14 protein-coding genes are annotated in these 17,736 nt (G+C 43.2%); 1 reads left to right on the plus strand and 13 read right to left on the minus strand.

Annotated features, from left to right (window positions below; all coding sequences use genetic code 11):
* Nucleotides 1-47 precede the first annotated feature (47 nt).
* The 10 genes from deoD to pnp all read right to left on the minus strand — a co-directional run bounded on the left by deoD (nt 48) and on the right by pnp (nt 13,528).
* Nucleotides 48-758: a purine-nucleoside phosphorylase gene (gene deoD, locus CXF86_RS08905; RefSeq protein WP_101090012.1), complete on the minus strand. Its 711-nt coding sequence runs from the start codon at nt 756-758 to the stop codon at nt 48-50.
* A 99-nt stretch (nt 759-857) separates the two neighbouring features.
* Nucleotides 858-2,078, minus strand: coding sequence for a phosphopentomutase (locus tag CXF86_RS08910; protein WP_101090011.1), 1,221 nt, complete (start codon nt 2,076-2,078; stop codon nt 858-860).
* A gap of 13 nt (nt 2,079-2,091) precedes the next feature.
* On the minus strand, nt 2,092-3,423 hold the full coding sequence (deoA, locus tag CXF86_RS08915; RefSeq protein ID WP_101090010.1) for a thymidine phosphorylase: 1,332 nt from the start codon (nt 3,421-3,423) through the stop codon (nt 2,092-2,094).
* Nucleotides 3,424-3,586: 163 nt separating this feature from the next.
* A complete protein-coding gene (gene deoC, locus CXF86_RS08920) occupies nt 3,587-4,360 on the minus strand; it encodes a deoxyribose-phosphate aldolase (protein ID WP_101090009.1) in 774 nt (257 codons plus the stop codon).
* A gap of 516 nt (nt 4,361-4,876) precedes the next feature.
* Entirely contained in the window at nt 4,877-5,722 is an 846-nt protein-coding gene (locus CXF86_RS08925) for a nucleoside-specific channel-forming Tsx family protein (protein WP_101090008.1), read from the minus strand.
* A 342-nt stretch (nt 5,723-6,064) separates the two neighbouring features.
* Nucleotides 6,065-7,339 (minus strand): NupC/NupG family nucleoside CNT transporter, encoded by a 1,275-nt coding sequence (locus tag CXF86_RS08930; RefSeq protein ID WP_101090007.1) that lies wholly within the window; start codon nt 7,337-7,339, stop codon nt 6,065-6,067.
* A gap of 177 nt (nt 7,340-7,516) precedes the next feature.
* Nucleotides 7,517-8,335: a TatD family hydrolase gene (locus tag CXF86_RS08935; protein WP_257985320.1), complete on the minus strand. Its 819-nt coding sequence runs from the start codon at nt 8,333-8,335 to the stop codon at nt 7,517-7,519.
* A gap of 216 nt (nt 8,336-8,551) precedes the next feature.
* On the minus strand, nt 8,552-10,132 hold the full coding sequence (gene prfC, locus CXF86_RS08940) for a peptide chain release factor 3 (protein ID WP_101090006.1): 1,581 nt from the start codon (nt 10,130-10,132) through the stop codon (nt 8,552-8,554).
* Nucleotides 10,133-10,304: 172 nt separating this feature from the next.
* Nucleotides 10,305-11,198 carry a lipoprotein NlpI gene (nlpI, locus tag CXF86_RS08945; protein ID WP_101090005.1) on the minus strand — a complete coding sequence of 298 codons (894 nt, stop codon included), beginning with the start codon at nt 11,196-11,198 and terminating at the stop codon, nt 10,305-10,307.
* A 224-nt stretch (nt 11,199-11,422) separates the two neighbouring features.
* Nucleotides 11,423-13,528, minus strand: coding sequence for a polyribonucleotide nucleotidyltransferase (pnp, locus tag CXF86_RS08950; RefSeq protein ID WP_101090004.1), 2,106 nt, complete (start codon nt 13,526-13,528; stop codon nt 11,423-11,425).
* Nucleotides 13,529-13,725: 197 nt separating this feature from the next.
* On the opposite strand from pnp, the gene CXF86_RS08955 reads away from it, so the two are divergent.
* Nucleotides 13,726-15,771 (plus strand): putative bifunctional diguanylate cyclase/phosphodiesterase, encoded by a 2,046-nt coding sequence (locus CXF86_RS08955; RefSeq protein WP_101090003.1) that lies wholly within the window; start codon nt 13,726-13,728, stop codon nt 15,769-15,771.
* Nucleotides 15,772-15,910: 139 nt separating this feature from the next.
* On the opposite strand, the gene rpsO is transcribed toward CXF86_RS08955, so the two are convergent.
* The 3 genes from rpsO to rbfA all read right to left on the minus strand — a co-directional run bounded on the left by rpsO (nt 15,911) and on the right by rbfA (nt 17,686).
* Nucleotides 15,911-16,180 carry a 30S ribosomal protein S15 gene (gene rpsO, locus CXF86_RS08960; RefSeq protein WP_101090002.1) on the minus strand — a complete coding sequence of 90 codons (270 nt, stop codon included), beginning with the start codon at nt 16,178-16,180 and terminating at the stop codon, nt 15,911-15,913.
* 127 nt (nt 16,181-16,307) lie between these two features.
* Nucleotides 16,308-17,258 (minus strand): tRNA pseudouridine(55) synthase TruB, encoded by a 951-nt coding sequence (gene truB / locus CXF86_RS08965; protein WP_101090001.1) that lies wholly within the window; start codon nt 17,256-17,258, stop codon nt 16,308-16,310.
* Nucleotides 17,258-17,686, minus strand: a complete 429-nt coding sequence (gene rbfA / locus CXF86_RS08970; protein WP_101090000.1) for a 30S ribosome-binding factor RbfA — start codon at nt 17,684-17,686, stop codon at nt 17,258-17,260. Before rbfA ends, truB begins: the two co-directional genes overlap by 1 nt.
* Nucleotides 17,687-17,736 lie beyond the last annotated feature (50 nt).

Below are 17,736 nucleotides of genomic sequence, written 5' to 3' on the forward strand. Positions count from 1 at the left end.
ACTAATAGATTAGTCAAACCAATCTATTCACGTTACAGCATCACAAACTAAAGCGTGATTGCAGCTTCAAGTGTCATTTCAATCATTTCGTTGAAAGTAGTTTGACGCTCTTCAGAAGAGGTCTTTTCACCGGTACGGATATGATCAGATACAGTACAAACGCACAACGCTTTAGCACCGAACTCAGCAGCTACACCGTAAAGACCAGCAGCTTCCATTTCGACACCCAAGATGTTCATCTTTTCCATAACATCGAACATTTCTGGATCTGGCGTATAGAAAAGATCAGCAGAAAAAATGTTACCAACGCGGAATTTAGTACCTTTAGCTTCAGCAGCTTTAACCACGGCGCTAAGTAGGCTGTAATCAGCGATAGCGGCAAAGTCTTGACCTTTAAAACGTAGACGGTTCACTTGAGAATCGGTACAAGCTCCCATTCCGATTAACACGTCACGTACTTTTACGTCAGTGCTAACAGCACCACAAGTACCAACACGGATTAGGTTTTTAACACCGTAATCTCTAATAAGTTCAGTTGCATAGATTGAACAAGATGGGATACCCATACCTGAACCCATCACTGAAATGCGAGTACCTTTATAAGTACCAGTAAAGCCTAGCATGTTACGAACATCAGTAACTTGCACAACGTCTTCTAGAAACGTTTCAGCAATATATTTAGCGCGTAATGGATCGCCAGGAAATAGAACTGTATCGCCAAATGCACCGTCTACGGCATTAATGTGTGGTGTAGCCATCAGAAAACCCCTATTTATATTTTTCAGACTGTCGTTAATACTTGAGTCTATGTTTGCGAGCGGCCCAAAGTGAGCCGCCAAATTTAAAATTTAGTTCGTTTATGAACGAATAAAAGATTCGCCATATTCCATTGGTTCAAGCTTAAAGTAACTCGCAATTGATTGGCCCATATCAGCAAAACTATTACGTAGTCCAAGCGACCCAGGTGCTAAACCTGCGCCATAAGCAAGAACAGGTACTCTTTCACGAGTATGATCACTACCAGGCCATGTTGGATCACAACCGTGATCTGCAGTTAGCAGTAAGAAATCATCTTCATCTAGCAAGGCTAGAATTTCAGGTAAACGTGAATCAAAATACTCTAGGCTGCGTGCGTAGCCCGCAACATCACGGCGATGGCCGAAATGTGAGTCAAAGTCAACAAAGTTAGTGAATACAATCGTATTGTCACCCGCTTGTTTAACTTGCTCTAAAGTCGCGTCAAACAGTGCTTCAAGCCCTGTTGCCTTTACTTTTTTAGTAATGCCACAATGCGCATAAATGTCAGCAATTTTACCCACACTAACCACTTCGCCGCCGGCATCTTTTAGCTTATCCAACACTGTCGGTGCTGGTGGCTTAACCGCATAGTCACGACGATTACCAGTACGCTCAAAGTTACTTGCATCAGTGCCTACAAATGGACGAGCAATAACGCGGCCAATATTGTAATCGGCAAGTTCTTCACGAGCAATGATACAAAGCTCATACAGCTTCTCAAGACCAAAACTTTCTTCATGACAAGCAATTTGGAACACCGAATCAGCAGAGGTATAGAAAATTGGCTTACCCGTGCGCATATGCTCTTCACCAAGCTGCTCTAAAATCACAGTACCTGAAGAGTGGCAGTTGCCCATAAACTCAGTCAAACCTGCTCGCGCAAGAATTTTGTCTGTAAGTTCCTGCGGAAAAGAGTTGCTTAAATCGCTAAAGTAGCCCCATTCATACAACACAGGGACACCCGCCATTTCCCAATGTCCACTTGGGGTATCTTTGCCTGAACTTAATTCATCTGCGTGGCCATAAGCCCCAATGATCTCAACGTCATCACCAAATCCAGCCGGAAACTCGCCCGTGCTCTCTTTAGATGCATGACCTAAGCCTAGACGAGCCAAGTTAGGTAGTTTTAGTGGCCCTTCACGACCTTCATTTGCTTTACCTTCCGCGCATGCTTGTGCAATATGCCCGAAAGTATCTGCTCCGACATCGCCAAATGCTTCAGCATCTTTTGCTGCACCAACGCCAAATGAATCTAGCATCATGATTATAGTACGTTTCATAAACTGTGCTCCGTTACAGATCTGACTCACGGATATAGCGATATATCTCAGGAGTTTTCTCTGGCTTGGTATCGCCAATATGAATCGCTTTTTTCACTGCAGCTTGTGCTTCAGCAAAGGCGTCTTCAGATTGAGCGTGTATAAATGCAATAGGCTTATCGGCGCTAATTTCATCGCCAAGTGCGCACACTTTAGTCAGTCCTACGCTGTAATCAAGCGTGTCACCAGGTTTGCGACGTCCGCCACCTAAAGTGACAACGGCAAGACCGAGTTCACGTGTATCCATGCCCGTAGCAAAACCTACTTGGTCAGCATAAATAGGACGAATAATCTTTGAATCTGGCAGGTATTTACCGTAGTTTTCTACAAAGTCTGTTGGTCCGCCAAGACCCGATACCATACGGCCAAATATTTCCGCTGCTTTACCGTTATCCAATACTTGGTTAAGTTTAGCGCGAGCTTCAGCTTCATTACTTGCAATACCACCAAGGATCAGCATTTCAGCACAAAGGCCCATAGTGACTTCGTAAAGACGTGGGTTGCGGTATGCACCTGTCATAAAGTCGACGGCTTCTTTGACTTCTACTGCGTTACCCGCACACGATGCCAATACTTGGTTCATGTCAGTTAGTAGTGCTGTCGTCTTAGTGCCTGCGCCGTTAGCTACCGCAGTAATACTGCGTGCTAGCTCTTCAGAGGCTTCATACGTTGGCATAAAGGCGCCAGTACCGACTTTGACGTCCATAGCAAGAGCATCGAGACCCGCAGCAAGCTTTTTAGACAAGATAGAGGCCGTAATAAGCGAGATAGATTCAACGGTAGCGGTGTTATCACGAATAGAGTAAAAGCGTTTATCGGCAGGAACAAGATCGCCTGTTTGACCAATAATGGCTACACCCGCTTCTTTTACGACTTTGCGGAATAGTGCACTATCGGGTTCGGTGTTGTAGCCAGGAATAGCATCAAACTTATCGAGAGTGCCACCCGTATGACCCAGTCCACGACCTGAAATCATCGGTACATAACCACCACAAGCTGCCGCCATTGGGCCTAACATCAAACTAATGACATCCCCCACACCGCCAGTTGAGTGCTTATCGATAATAGGACCATTAAGGTCTAGTGATTTCCAATCGAGAACCGTACCAGAATCACGCATTGAAGTGGTCAGCGCGATACGCTCATCCATATTCATATCGTTGAAGTAAACAGCCATGCCAAGCGCCGCTATTTGACCTTCTGAAACGGTATTATTAGTGATGCCTTTAACAAAAAATTGGATCTCTTCTGTTGAAAGGACTTCAGCATTACGTTTTTTACGAATAATTTCTTGAGCTAAAAACATGTACTACCTCCAAGAATGTAACTAAATTCCCATCTAATGGTATTTTTAGTTAACAACCTGCTAAAGTGAAATCAAAAGCTGTAATATAGTTACATACTAACGAACTTTTGATACACCTAATTAGATTTAGATCACACTTAACAACAAGCTTAATCAGTAAAGATTAGTAACCTTGTGGTCCTTTGGCTACATCACCTAACTCAAGCGTATGCAGTAGGTTAGTCAGTAAGCTAGAAGCGCCAAATCGGAATGTAGCTGAAGTAGCCCAGTCATCACCAAGAAGACGTGCAGCAACACCTAAAAACTCTGCAGCAGCTGCAGCATCTTTTACGCCGCCAGCAGGCTTAAAGCCAACCTTAGTATTCTTTTCGCTGATCACTGTCATCATGATCTCTGCGGCTTCAAGAGTTGCGTTAACAGCAACTTTCCCCGTAGAGGTCTTAATGAAATCAGCACCAGCGTCGATAGCGAGTTCAGAAGCTTTGCGGATTAGCGCAGGATCTTGTAATACACCAGACTCGATGATGACTTTTAAGATTGCATCGTCGCCACAAGCTTCTTTACATGCTTTAACGAGTTCAAATCCGACGGTCTCATTACCTGCCATTAGGGCGCGGTATGGGAAAACAACATCGACTTCGTCTGCGCCGTAAGCGACTGCAGCACGGGTTTCCAATACTGCGATAGCAATATCATCATTACCGTGTGGGAAGTTTGTCACAGTTGCGATCTTAATGTCGTCGCCACCAATTTCATTCAGTGTTTTACGAGCAATAGGAATGAAGCGAGGAAAAATACAGATGGCAGCGGTATCACCAGCTGGTGTCTTTGCTTTATGACAAAGCTCAATGACCTTTTGATCAGTATCATCATCATTAAGCGTGGTTAGATCCATTAAACTAATGGCTTGTTGTGCTGCTTTTTTTAAGTCGCTCATAATAGCTCTCCGAGACATATTCAAATAGTAAAATTTTTGATAGAAATTTGTCGTAAGGCTGTGCTTAGAAGTGGCTTTTTTTTGATTATTTTTATGGGCCGGGCCTTCGAGCATTGCCAGACCTTAAATGATGAATAGTGGTGAACCATATTCAACTTAAGGTCAATATTCAGGTATCCAACATTGCAACGTCTTGAGCTGCAATAATCTTGACACTAGTGTCACGACTTGAATCCATGAAGACCGGGAAGGGAGATTGGTACTGCTTATGTCTGCCTTTCCGCGAAAAGTCCCTTTTAGCGCGTAATAAATCTTATATCACTTTCAATTAATACTTACCTAAACAAGTTCATTAAATATAGTTCATGCTTAAGTAAAAATTAAGACGTTTACCTTATCAATTCAGCAAAAGTTGTATTATAAATTTAATCGTCAACGTTACAGTGTGTAAACGTTAGTTAGAGCCGCGAAACTACGCGGCTCTGACATATACTTAACTATGTTTTAAGCGATTGCTTAGAACTTGTAAGTAGCCGTTAGATAATGTGCGAAACCAGTTGCTTCTAGATCTAGTGCGCCAACACCATCTTCAACTAGGTAAACATCTTGGTATGCTTTTAGACCATAACCAAGAGCATAGTTGTCTGAATGCCAATGCACACCGAAGTATGCAGCACCACCACTAGATGTAGTAGGTACGAAAGCAGTTGAATTTGAGTCAGCACCAAACTGGTAATCAACATAACCTTGGAAAGACACAAAGCTACCATTGTCGAAGTTCATGAAAGGCTTGAACCAGTTCATAGAGAACTGATAACCGTTCCACTCTTTAGCATTCATGTCGTAAAAAGCGTATACGTTCATGCCAGTTTTACCTAACCATGGAACCATTACGTCAGCACCGATACCCCAGAAAGATGAGTTAACATCTTCGCCGATAACACCGCCACCCCAGTTGAATAGAGTTGAGATGTAAACTTCTTGGATAGGACCAGCAGAAAGATCCCAACCAGTCATCGCATCGATAGAGAAACGAGGAGCGAACTTCATGAACATCTTGCTTTTGCCAGTGCCTGTAGCTTTATCGCCAGAATCACCAGTTGCAAGGTTGAAAACATCGACATAACCGTATAGGTCAACAACACCAGCGCGGCCGCCGAATTCCATTTCTAGATAGTCATGTCCGCCGTCATCAGCGTCAGAACGTGGAAGCTCGTTGAACGCATACATTGCGTTGAACTGCATCCAGCTGTAATCGCCAGAACGGATATCATCGCCGCGATCTGCTGCGAATGTTGGTGCAGACATTGCTGCTGTTGCTGCGAGTGCTGTAGCGAGTGCTATAGTTTTAACGTTTTTCATCATCAACCCCATTTATTTATGGTTTTACCGCTCTACTTTATGAAGAGTCAGCGTTTCTTTTTTATGGCGTCGCATTTTACTTAATTTATGCCAAACTTCAACAGTATTTATGTAAAAATGCGAACACTAAGTTTTAACATTCGAACAAAGTCATGATTTATCGACAGATTAAGCTGCCATATCATTGTTATTGTCGTTTTTATGCCGAAAGGAACCCTAACCTTAGTTATTGATCATTTCGTAAAAAATTCTTAATTGGAAAACGATTGACTTAATAGTGGCTCTGCTCAACAAGAGCAGAGCCTAGATTGGGCGACGATTGCCTACCCAATCTCAAAGTGCTTACAATGCTAAGAAAAGACCCGCAATTGTGGCACTCATTAGGTTCGCTAGCGACGCAGCTATAACGGCACGAACACCTAACTTAGCAAGGTCATGACGACGGCTTGGAGCCATAGCGCCTAGACCACCAAGTAGAATTGCGATTGAAGATAAGTTAGCAAATCCACAGAGTGCGAATGAGATGATAGCTTTAGTTCTATCAGTCATAGCAAGACCAGTTTCAGCAACTACCATACCGCCATCAGCAATATCTTTTAGGTAAGGTGCGAAGTTTAGGTAAGCGACGAATTCGTTAACAATGATCTTCTGACCAATGAAAGAACCTGCAACCATTGCTTCATTCCAAGGCACACCGATAAGGAATGCTAGAGGCATGAACAAGTAACCTAAGATAAGCTCTAGAGTTAAGTTCTCAAAACCAACTAATCCACCAAGACCACCTAACAAACCGTTAAGCATCGCGATAAGACCAACGAAAGCAAGAAGCATTGCACCAACGTTTAGTGCTAAATGCATACCAGAAGCAGCACCGGCAGCAGCAGCGTCGATGACGTTAGCTGGCTTATCAGTGTCTTCAGGCAGATCGTCCATGTCGTTTTTAGTTGCTTCAGTCTCTGGATGGATAAGCTTAGCCATCATAAGACCACCAGGAGCAGCCATGAAAGAGGCAGCAACCAAGTATTCTATTTTAACGCCCATACCTGCATAACCAGCAAGTACCGCACCCGCGATTGATGCTAAACCACCAACCATGATTGCGAATAGCTCAGAGTTCGTCATAGTCGCAATGAAAGGACGTACAACAAGCGGCGCTTCTGTTTGACCAACGAAGATGTTTGCAGTAGCAGCCATAGATTCTGTACGGCTTGTACCTAGTGCCTTCTGTAGACCACCACCGATGAACTTAATAACCATCTGCATGATGCCAAGGTAATAAAGTACAGCAATCAAAGAAGAGAAGAAGATAATAACGGGTAGAACGCGGATAGCGAAGACGAAGCCAACACCGTTTGCGAACATAGCGTCAGTACCTAGACCACCGAATAGGAAGTCGATACCAGCTTGAGAATAACCAATAACATTGGCAACACCCATTGAAACACCGCCAAGCACTTCTTGCCCAACTGGTACATACAATACGAAACCACCAAAAATGGCCTGAATTGCTAATGCACCAAAAACGGTACGTTTGTTAATTGCTTTTTTATTATTTGAAAGCCCGAAAGCGATCGCAAGTAAGGTGACCACCCCTACTAAACTCATTAAAATATCCATTAACCATCACCCTATATGTTAATACTTTTTAATTATGTTGTTAACCAACCTTTTTCCGCGGTCGATTATACCCGAGCGGAAGCCTAAAAGCGTCGTATTGATCAAATTTTTGAAGTTTTATTTCAATGATTTCGTTGGTTATTCTGATGCGAGTTACATCTGTTTAATCAAAAAAAACTAAAGGTCAAAGAGTTGCGTTGCATTAAAATACAACTGTTCTGATATAAGAACATTCGTTTTCTTTTGTAAACTTGCTATTTTTTTGAGTAACAAAGGCAAAATCAACGGAGTATTTCGATCATTCTCGCTACTTATAGGGCTCATAGCAGGAGAATCTGTTTCTAATACAAATGCACTGAGGGGCAATTGTGCTACCGTTTGTTGGAGTTTTTTAGCGCTATCATTTAATAGCAAACCACCTATCCCTAATTTGTAACCTAAATTAACATAACGCAAAGCAAGCTCTGGCCCGCCGTAAAAGCCATGGATCACTCCTTTTTTAGCATTTTTTGCGCTTTTCAGTAGACCTAGCATCTCTTCATGGCTTTTAACACAGTGAATAATGAGAGGTAGATCGAATTCTTGAGCCAGTAAAATGTGCGCTCTGAACACTGACAATTGCGTAGTGAAATTACTTTTATGTAACTTATCTAAACCACACTCGCCAATTGCAACAAGTTTTCGCTGTTGATGCAGATTCAACAGTAACTGTCTGAGATTAGGTAACGTTTGCTCTGTCATTGAATCACAAAACCATGGGTGTACCCCTAAAGCAAAAGCGCAATTATAGGTGCTAGCAATGTGAAGTTGGTTAAGCCATTTGTCTTCTGAAACCCCCGGGATCACGACTTGAGTGATCCCTTGTGCCTTCATCTTTTCAAACAGCTCAGCTCTATCATGATCAAACTCAGCAAAGTCTAAATGCGCATGGCTGTCGATTAAAGGACTCATTTTAGGCTGCTGTTCGGGGCTGGAATTCATCTCTACTATCGCCATTTATGCTCAAGTTCCCTATTTATGTTACTTATCAGTATTATCTCGCTAACGGCCGCACTGCATTGTTAATCTTTACAGTAAGTCATCACGCACTTCAAATATAGAACCCAGCATAGTCACTAACGCTGATGAAATGAAGCTCGTTATATTTCTATTAGCCCAATAAAAAACCCAAGCATTTGCTTGGGTTTCATTATTGAACATCATCAGCTGAGATTAGTTCTCACGCGTCTTAGCGAATTCAATATCTGGATAACGTTCCATCGACAAGTTTAAGTTAATCATCGTTGGAGCGATGTAAGTCAGATTATCGCCGCCATCGAGTGCTAAGTTCATGCTGCATTTACGGCTAAACTCATCAAGTTTTTTGTGATCGTCACAATAAACCCAACGTGCAGTCGCAACACTGATTGCTTCATAAATAGCTTCAACTTTATATTCAGTCTTTAGTCGACCAACAACCACTTCAAACTGCAACACACCGACCGCACCAACAATGAGGTCATTGCTATCGATGGGTCTAAATACCTGTACAGCACCCTCTTCAGATAGCTGCACTAACCCTTTAAGCAATTGCTTTTGCTTTAGTGGATCTCTTAGACGAATACGACGGAACATTTCCGGTGCAAAGTTAGGAATACCGGTAAAACGCAGCTTTTCACCTTGAGTAAAGGTATCGCCAATACGAATGGTACCGTGGTTATGCAAACCAATAATATCGCCAGGATAAGCGGCCTCGGCACGGTTACGATCACCAGCCATAAAGGTCAGAGCATCGCTCACGTTGACATCTTTACCTAAACGCACATGATGCATCTTCATGCCCTGCTCATAACGACCAGAACAGACACGCATAAAGGCAACGCGATCACGATGTTTAGGATCCATATTTGCTTGGATCTTAAATATAAAGCCACTGAACTTAGATTCGCTAGGCTCGATAACTCGTGTTTCGGTTTCACGGGCCTGCGGAGTAGGCGCCCACTCAACAATACCATCAAGAATATGATCAACACCAAAGTTACCCAACGCGGTACCAAAGTAAACGGGTGTCAGTTCGCCTTTTAAAAACAGCTCATGATCAAATTCATGTGAAGCGCCAACAACAAGCTCCATCTCTTCACGCACTTCGTCAGCATAGGTGCCAATAGCGTCGTCAAGTTCAGGGTTATCTAAACCCTTGATGATTTTTGAATCTTGTATTGTATGCCCCATACCACCTTGATAAAGAATAACCTCATCACGCAGTAGGTGATAAACACCTTTAAACTCTTTACCTGCACCAATGGGCCAAGTGATAGGTGCACATTTAATATTAAGCACCTCTTCAACTTCATCCATCAGTTCGACGGGGTCGCGAATATCACGATCGAGTTTGTTCATGAAGGTAACGATTGGCGTATCACGTAGACGGGTCACTTCCATCAACTTAATAGTACGTTGCTCAACACCTTTAGCGGAATCGATAACCATCAAACATGAGTCGACAGCCGTTAAGGTACGATAAGTATCTTCAGAGAAGTCTTCATGACCAGGCGTATCAAGCAAGTTAATTAAGGTATCACTGTACGGAAATTGCATCACAGATGTCGTAATTGAAATTCCACGATCTTTTTCCATCTCCATCCAGTCAGATTTAGCATGCTGACCTGATTTTTTGCCTTTTACTGTTCCCGCTTTTTGCAAAGCGTTTCCGAACAAAAGAACTTTTTCAGTAATGGTGGTTTTACCCGCATCTGGGTGAGAGATGATGGCAAAAGTACGACGCTTGTCGACCTCAACTTTATTGCCTGACATGTTTACCTGTAATTCTGGGAGTGCACAAAGGCGGCAATTATAGCTGCTCACCTATATTTTGGCTACCAGTGCCGTCGCTTAAATCAATATTGAAACTGATTTGAAATAGCAACAGCTCAATAAAAAAGCCTCCAAAAAGGAGGCTTGCTTCAAAAATAATTCGTAGCCAAACTTAATTGACGACAGTAGCCATTGCTGCATTCACTCGGGCAAGCTCTAAACGTGCATATCTGTGCTCTACAAAATCATAGATGTTGGTCGCTAGCGCAAGTCTAAAATAATTAGCTGCTTCGGCATTATCACCACGTTGCTGGGCTATCTTAGCCATATAGAAATAGGCTTCACATAAACGTTCAGCATACTCATTTGGATGCTTTAAGCCCTCTTTTGCTAAAGCGAAAACAGCTTCTTTATCTTTAGTGCCGAGATAGTAATCCACTAACGCCGTTGACCAAGCATCTGGGTTTAATTTCGCGCGGTTAGCTGTCATTCTCAACGTTGCGCTTTGTGCGTCGACTTCTCTTTCTGCTATATATAGCCATAGTACGCGGTAACCGTCCGAGGTGTCCTTGCTATAGAATGCATCCATGTCCGAGACTGCAAGTTCTGAACGCTCACCATAATACAATGAAATACCGCGATTAAGATAAGCGTAATCATATTCTGGAGACAGTTCTAACACAGCATCAAACGCTTCATAGGCACTTTCGAACTCATTTTCTTGAGTGTAATAAATGCCAAGGAAGTTATAAGCATCAGCTAGATTGGGCTGTAATTTAAGGGCTTGATGAAAATCAATACGGCTAAGAATCCGTAAACCGACTCGATCATAGATCACGCCACGATCATAGTGAAAACGCGCACGCTGCTCTTGCGTCAACTCCATACTCGATAATATTTCATTGAGCTTAGCTAAGGTTATCTCTAATTTATAGTCTGGGGAAACTGGCGCGACTTTGATGGAGGCTTGTTGGTTGCTACCTGATTGAGTTGAGACACACCCGGTCAGCAACATACTGATCCCGGCAATCACCACAACCACGCTGGTACGCATCTTTTGATTCATCCATTTAACCTTTTGAGTTCAGCAATAGCCCCAATAATAGCAATCCCCTGTTACTACTGCTATCAAGGAATTGAAAAATAATCTCATTTACGCTAATTATTACCCAACGACTGCCTCTTTTCTGTCCATCTTAGGTCATTTTGCTGATCACAAAAATGGTTGAAATAAATCACAGGCACAAAAAAGGAGGCCGTATGGCCTCCTTTTAAACAAACCGTTATGGTTTATTCTGCAACAGGAGCTTCAACTTTAGGCGCTGCTTCTTTCATAGAAAGACGCACACGACCTTGGCGGTCAACTTCCATTACTTTAACTTTAACTTCTTGGCCAACTTCTAAGTAGTCAGACACATTCGCAACACGCTCTTCAGCGATTTGAGAAATATGAACTAGACCATCTTTACCAGGAAGAATCGTTACGAAGGCACCGAAGTCAACGATACGAACAACTTTACCGTTGTAGACAGTACCGACTTCAACTTCAGCAGTGATCTCTTCGATACGACGGATAGCTTCTTTAGTTGCTTCGCCGTTTGAAGAAGCAATCTTCACTGTTCCATCATCTTCAAGCTCGATTGTAGTACCAGTTTCTTCAGTAAGTGCACGAATTGTTGCACCACCTTTACCGATAACATCACGAATTTTCTCAGGGTTAATCTTAAGAGTCGTGATACGTGGAGCGTGATCAGAGATATCGTCACGATGTGTACCAATTGCTTGGTCCATTACGTTTAGGATATGAACACGTGCACCGTAAGCTTGTTGCAGTGCAATTTCCATGATGTCTTTAGTGATACCTTCAATCTTGATATCCATCTGCAGAGCAGTAATACCGTCACGAGTACCAGCAACTTTAAAGTCCATGTCACCAAGATGATCTTCATCACCTAGGATGTCAGAAAGAACAACGAAATCGTCGCCTTCTTTAACTAGACCCATTGCAATACCTGCAACAGAAGTCTTAATTGGAACACCTGCATCCATAAGCGCAAGAGACGTACCACATACAGAAGCCATTGAGCTTGAACCGTTAGATTCAGTGATCTCTGATACAACACGAATGCTGTATGGGAAATCTTCAGGCGAAGGCATAACCGCTTGCATACCACGCCATGCTAGCTTGCCGTGACCGATTTCGCGGCGCTTAGGCGAACCAACAAAACCTGTTTCACCAACAGAGTATGGAGGGAAGTTATAGTGCAGCATAAAGCGATTTGTGTATTCGCCCATGATGCTGTCAACTTTCTGAGCGTCACGCTCAGTACCCAGTGTACAAGTCACAAGTGCTTGAGTTTCGCCACGAGTAAACAGTGAACTACCGTGAGTACGTGGAAGAACACCAGCCATAACGTTAAGTGCACGAACCATATCTGGCTCACGACCATCGATACGTGGGTTGCCAGCAATAATACGGCTACGAACGACTTTCTTCTCTAAGCTACCAAGAAGGCCGTCGATTTCGCGCAAGTTAGCTTCTGGGTTTTCAGCTAATAATGCTTCTTTAGCAGCAGATTTTACAACGCCAACTTGAGTGTAACGATCTTGCTTAACTTCGATTTGGTAAGCAGCGGCCATGTCGGCCTCAGCCAAATCTTTAATCTTAGCAACAAGGTCTGCGTCTTGAACTGGAGCTGTCCAGTCCCATGCAGGCTTGCCAGCTTCAGCTTTAAGCTCGCTAATAGCATTAATCACTACTTGCTGCTGGTCATGGCCATAAACCACACCACCCAACATAACTTCTTCAGGTAGAGAAGCTGCTTCTGATTCAACCATTAGAACAGCAGCATCAGTACCCGCAACAACTAAATCAAGATCACTCTCAACAAGTTGACTTACATTTGGGTTAAGCACATATTCGCCACCGATATAACCAACACGTGCCACACCTAGTGGACCATTGAACGGCAGACCAGAGATAGCCAATGCTGCCGAAGTACCAATCATCGAAATAACATCAGGATTGATTTCAGGATCGACAGAAACTACTGTGATAATTACCTGAACTTCATTCTTGAAGCCATTTGGGAATAATGGACGGATTGGACGGTCAATTAGACGTGCAATCAGTGTTTCGCTTTCAGATGGACGACCTTCACGCTTGAAGAATCCGCCTGGGATTTTACCGGCTGCGTATGTTCTTTCCTGGTAATTAACTGTAAGCGGGAAAAAGTCACGGCCTGGCTCTTCAGCTTTCTTTCCAACAACAGTCACTAATACTGTTGTATCACCCATACTTGCTAAAACAGCGGCGTCTGCTTGACGTGCGATAACACCCGTTTCTAATGTAACGGTGTGCTGACCATATTCAAAACTCTTTACGATTGGATTCACGTGAACCATTCCTTAAATTTAATTACCTTAATTACGCGCGTAAGTATACTTCAAGTTTATTCAATAGATAAAGGGAATGATTAATGACAAAGCCGATTCTTTTCTCTAAAGTGAGCAGATTACTAATAGTATGTTTCCTGGAATACAATCACCCGCCGTTCTAAGCAAGCATAAGGCATTGAAATAAAGGAAAATAGTTGACAAAGGAAAATTTTAAATCACTGACTTGGAAGCAAACAATACTTGTTGTTTCTTCAACGTTATTTTTTGCTGTTGCTATTTTTCTTGTTGAAATATCGTTAGCTTTTGTCAACGCACGCCAGCAACTTATTGCAACGCAGCAGGAATTACTCGATTCGGTAGAACAACCTGCGGCTAATGCGGTCTGGGCAATGGACGAAACTTTAGCCGCTCAAACGATTCAAGGTTTGTTGAAGGTCGATAATATTGATTCAGCTACCATAGAGTTAGATGATGGCAGTCGCTTTGTTGCCGTCAACAGCACTCCGTCAGCAAAAACATCGACGTTATTCCAAGGTATCAGTGATGAACTGTTTGGTGATCTCAATCAAATATCTCGCTCGCTTTACCGCCCTTTTTTCACCAGTAGTCGTTATAAGAAAGAGATCATTGGTAAACTCACTCTCAACTACGATGTTCAAGAGTTGACCAGTTCGCTATTCTCAACGTTACGTTATAGCCTCTGGGCCACCCTCGCTCGCGCGTTCTTACTCACATTAGTACTGTCAATTGTCTTTCACCGTTTCTTAACTCAACCTATCGCTAGAATAAGCGAAGCCATTGATAGAATAGATCCTGAATCACCGGGTGATAATCTGCTGCCAAATTCTCGGCCGCACATGGATGATGAGCTTGGGCTTGTCACCAGTAAATTCAATCAAATCCTGGTTCAATTTGCCAAAACACAGAATAAACTGCGTAAAATGGCCACCAGAGATTCATTGACAGGCTTGCCTAATCGGGCCCTTTTACTTGAGACCATCGCGGTGACAATTCAACGAGCTAGAGTAAATAAAGCTCAGTTTGTGCTGCTATTCATTGACTTAGATAGGTTTAAAAATATTAACGATTCGCTCGGTCATGCATTGGGTGATCAGTTTCTAGTGCGGATAGCACGGGTCCTCGAGAGTGCAGTCGGAGAGCGAGGGACTGTGGCTCGTTTAGGCGGAGATGAATTTGTCATTTTGGCCGATGGATTAACCTCGCCGACCCTCGCCGCCGAGTTCGTCGAGAAACTTCTGCTGCAGCTCAATACACCAATGCATCTCAATGAGTATGCAATTCATCCTGCCGCGTCCGTTGGGATATCTCTCTATCCTGACGACGGGTTAGCCGCTGAAGATCTTATTCGCCACGCCGATATTGCAATGTACAGTGCAAAAGCGGCTGGTTCTAATCAATGGGCATTCTTCAAGCAGCAGATGACCGAGAGAGCAGCCGTGCGGCTAAGAACCGAAGCATCCTTACATGACGCACTGATAAATGAAGAGTTTGTCCTGCATTTTCAACCTAAGCTTGATATAAAAACCGGTGAACTCGTCGGTTGCGAAGCCTTGATCCGATGGAAAAAAGATGGCCGGCTTATCAGTCCGATGTCGTTTATACCGGTCGCCGAAGAGACAGGCATTATCATTCCGCTCGGGCGCTGGGTGATAGAGGAGAGTTGCCGAACCATTCAGAAATGGCAACAACAATACAATGTCTCGCTGCCTATTGCTGTCAATGTCGCCTCACAACAGTTTGAACATACGAGTCTCGTACCTGACATAAAACAAGCAGTATTGCGCTACCAGATTGCAGCTGAACTATTAGAGATTGAGATCACTGAAACGTCACTCATTGATGACGTGCAACTCGCGATTAAAAAACTTGAACAGTTACGCGCTGCAGGGTTTAGCATTGCCATTGATGATTTCGGTACTGGTTACTCTTCGCTGTCATACCTGCGTCAACTGCCAATCACTACCATGAAAATTGACCGATGTTTTGTCAGTGATTTACCGCAAGAGAGTGCCATTGCTTCAACCATTTTAATGCTAGGAAAACAATTAAATTTAAAGATTGTTGCAGAAGGAATTGAAAACGAAGCACAGCTTAAATGGCTGCAAGAGCGTGATTGCTCAATAGGTCAAGGGTATTTCTTTAGCAAGCCTTTGGCATTAGAAGCCTTCGAAGATAAATACATTAAACGCTATCATCAAGCGACTAAATCTTTGGGATAACTCGAGCCGCAACCCAATCTAATCCCCTTGCAGTTCTATCAATGGCCACACGAATTGTAAATATTATCCAGCTTATTACAGGCACAAAAAAAGGAGGCTAAGCCTCCTTTTAATAGGTCAAACGTAATCTAATAAAAGATTAACGACGTAGACCTAACTTCTTGATTAGCTCTTGGTAGCGAACGTTTTCAGTACGCTTAAGATATGCAAGAAGTTTACGACGTGTGTTAACCATACGTAGTAGACCACGACGTGAATGGTGATCGTGGATGTGCTCTTTAAAGTGACCTTGAAGGTGGTTAATCTGTGCAGTTAGCAGAGCTACCTGAACTTCAGAAGAACCTGTATCGTTTTCACAACGACCGAATTCAGCCAGAATAGTAGCAGTTTGTTCAGCATTTAGTGACATGTTGTCTCTCCAAATAATGCGTTAATAAATCTTTAGCCGATCACTAACTCAGCTAAAGTGAGCGCGTATTCTACCTATTAAGCGAAGGAGTAGCAACTAGATTCCCCTATCGCACGATAAAACAAGGCTATTCGTCAGATTCAGTTCTCAAAACGATAAGGCGCTTAGGCGCAAGCAGGCCGTCATCATTCATTTGGCCTACACCAACAAACTTACGTTCATCACCTAAAGTGATCCGCACAAGCTCATCAACGGGCAAATTAGCAATCTGTATTGGGTTGCCATTCATTAAAAATGGCGCCATGTCATCAGAGACGTTAATCTCTTTAAAGCCACTCACTGCTGTATCCATCGGCAATAGAAGGGGATCCAATACCTCTGCTAAGGTTAAAGACTCCTCTTCAACCTGAGTAACAAGCGCTTCAAGCTGTGCTAGTGACACCATATTATCGTATGGGTAACCCGCAACTTGAGTGCGACGCAGCATAATGACATGTGCACCACAACCTAGCATTTCACCTAAATCATCGGTAATCGTGCGGATGTAAGTCCCTTTAGAACAATGTATATCTAGAGTTAACTCATTGCCTTCTAGGCTAATAAAGTTAAGCTCAAACACATTGATCTGCCGCGCTTCACGCGGAACTTCAATGCCTTCACGGGCGTACTTATACAAAGGTTGCCCTTTATATTTAAGCGCTGAGAACATTGAAGGAACTTGCATGGTTTTGCCACGAAAATATTCAAGAGCGGTATCTAACTGCGCTTGAGTAAAATCCATTTCTCGGGTCTGAACCACTTCACCATCGGAATCGCTAGTATCAGTGCGCTCACCGAGTTTAGCCGTGACTAAGTAACGTTTATCAGCATCGAGTAGGTGCTGGGAAAACTTAGTCGCTTCGCCTAAACAGATAGGCAGCATGCCAGTCGCTAATGGATCAAGCGCGCCAGTATGGCCAGCCTTGTTTGCATCAAAAAATCGCTTTACTCTTTGCAAAGCAAAATTTGAGCTCATGCCAGTATCTTTGTCTAGCAGTAACACGCCATCAACGTGACGGCCACGAGAACGACGACCCATTACTTGTCGTCCTCAGCCTTGTTACTGTCTTGCTCAATGTCTTCTTCAGTGCCGTGCTCTTGCTGCTTAGCTGCATCATTACTGATCACGCGGCTAACAAGGTTTGACATACGCATACCTTCAACCAATGAACTGTCATAGATAAAACGCAGTTCAGGCATCACACGCAATTTCATGCGCCCAGCGACAAGTGAGCGGATATAGCCCGCTGCATCATCTAATGCTTTGACCTTTTCTTTAACAAGACTTTCGTCTTCTTCAAAGAAAGTCACATAAACTTTTGCATAGCTTAAGTCACGCGAAACATCGACATCATTAACGGTGACAAAACCGATACGAGGGTCTTTCATGTCACGCTGTAGCACCTGCGCCAACTCTTGTTGTAGCTGTTGTGCTATACGGCGTGTACGACTAAATTCTTTTGCCATGATATATTTGCCCTAAATAGTAAGGGCGGCTAACGCCGCCCCTATAAGTA

It is taken from the genome of Shewanella sp. GutCb, assembly GCF_002836135.1.
Taxonomy (GTDB): domain Bacteria; phylum Pseudomonadota; class Gammaproteobacteria; order Enterobacterales; family Shewanellaceae; genus Shewanella.

What these genes read in the sequence shown, in the direction of transcription:
- deoD (WP_101090012.1), bottom strand. Translation starts at nt 758, where the DNA reads ATGGCTACACCACACATTAATGCCGTAGACGGTGCATTTGGCGATACA.
- CXF86_RS08910 (WP_101090011.1), bottom strand. Translation starts at nt 2,078, where the DNA reads ATGAAACGTACTATAATCATGATGCTAGATTCATTTGGCGTTGGTGCA.
- deoA (WP_101090010.1), bottom strand. Translation starts at nt 3,423, where the DNA reads ATGTTTTTAGCTCAAGAAATTATTCGTAAAAAACGTAATGCTGAAGTC.
- deoC (WP_101090009.1), bottom strand. Translation starts at nt 4,360, where the DNA reads ATGAGCGACTTAAAAAAAGCAGCACAACAAGCCATTAGTTTAATGGAT.
- CXF86_RS08925 (WP_101090008.1), bottom strand. Translation starts at nt 5,722, where the DNA reads ATGAAAAACGTTAAAACTATAGCACTCGCTACAGCACTCGCAGCAACA.
- CXF86_RS08930 (WP_101090007.1), bottom strand. Translation starts at nt 7,339, where the DNA reads ATGGATATTTTAATGAGTTTAGTAGGGGTGGTCACCTTACTTGCGATC.
- CXF86_RS08935 (WP_257985320.1), bottom strand. Translation starts at nt 8,335, where the DNA reads ATGGCGATAGTAGAGATGAATTCCAGCCCCGAACAGCAGCCTAAAATG.
- prfC (WP_101090006.1), bottom strand. Translation starts at nt 10,132, where the DNA reads ATGTCAGGCAATAAAGTTGAGGTCGACAAGCGTCGTACTTTTGCCATC.
- nlpI (WP_101090005.1), bottom strand. Translation starts at nt 11,198, where the DNA reads ATGAATCAAAAGATGCGTACCAGCGTGGTTGTGGTGATTGCCGGGATC.
- rpsO (WP_101090002.1), bottom strand. Translation starts at nt 16,180, where the DNA reads ATGTCACTAAATGCTGAACAAACTGCTACTATTCTGGCTGAATTCGGT.
- truB (WP_101090001.1), bottom strand. Translation starts at nt 17,258, where the DNA reads ATGGGTCGTCGTTCTCGTGGCCGTCACGTTGATGGCGTGTTACTGCTA.
- rbfA (WP_101090000.1), bottom strand. Translation starts at nt 17,686, where the DNA reads ATGGCAAAAGAATTTAGTCGTACACGCCGTATAGCACAACAGCTACAA.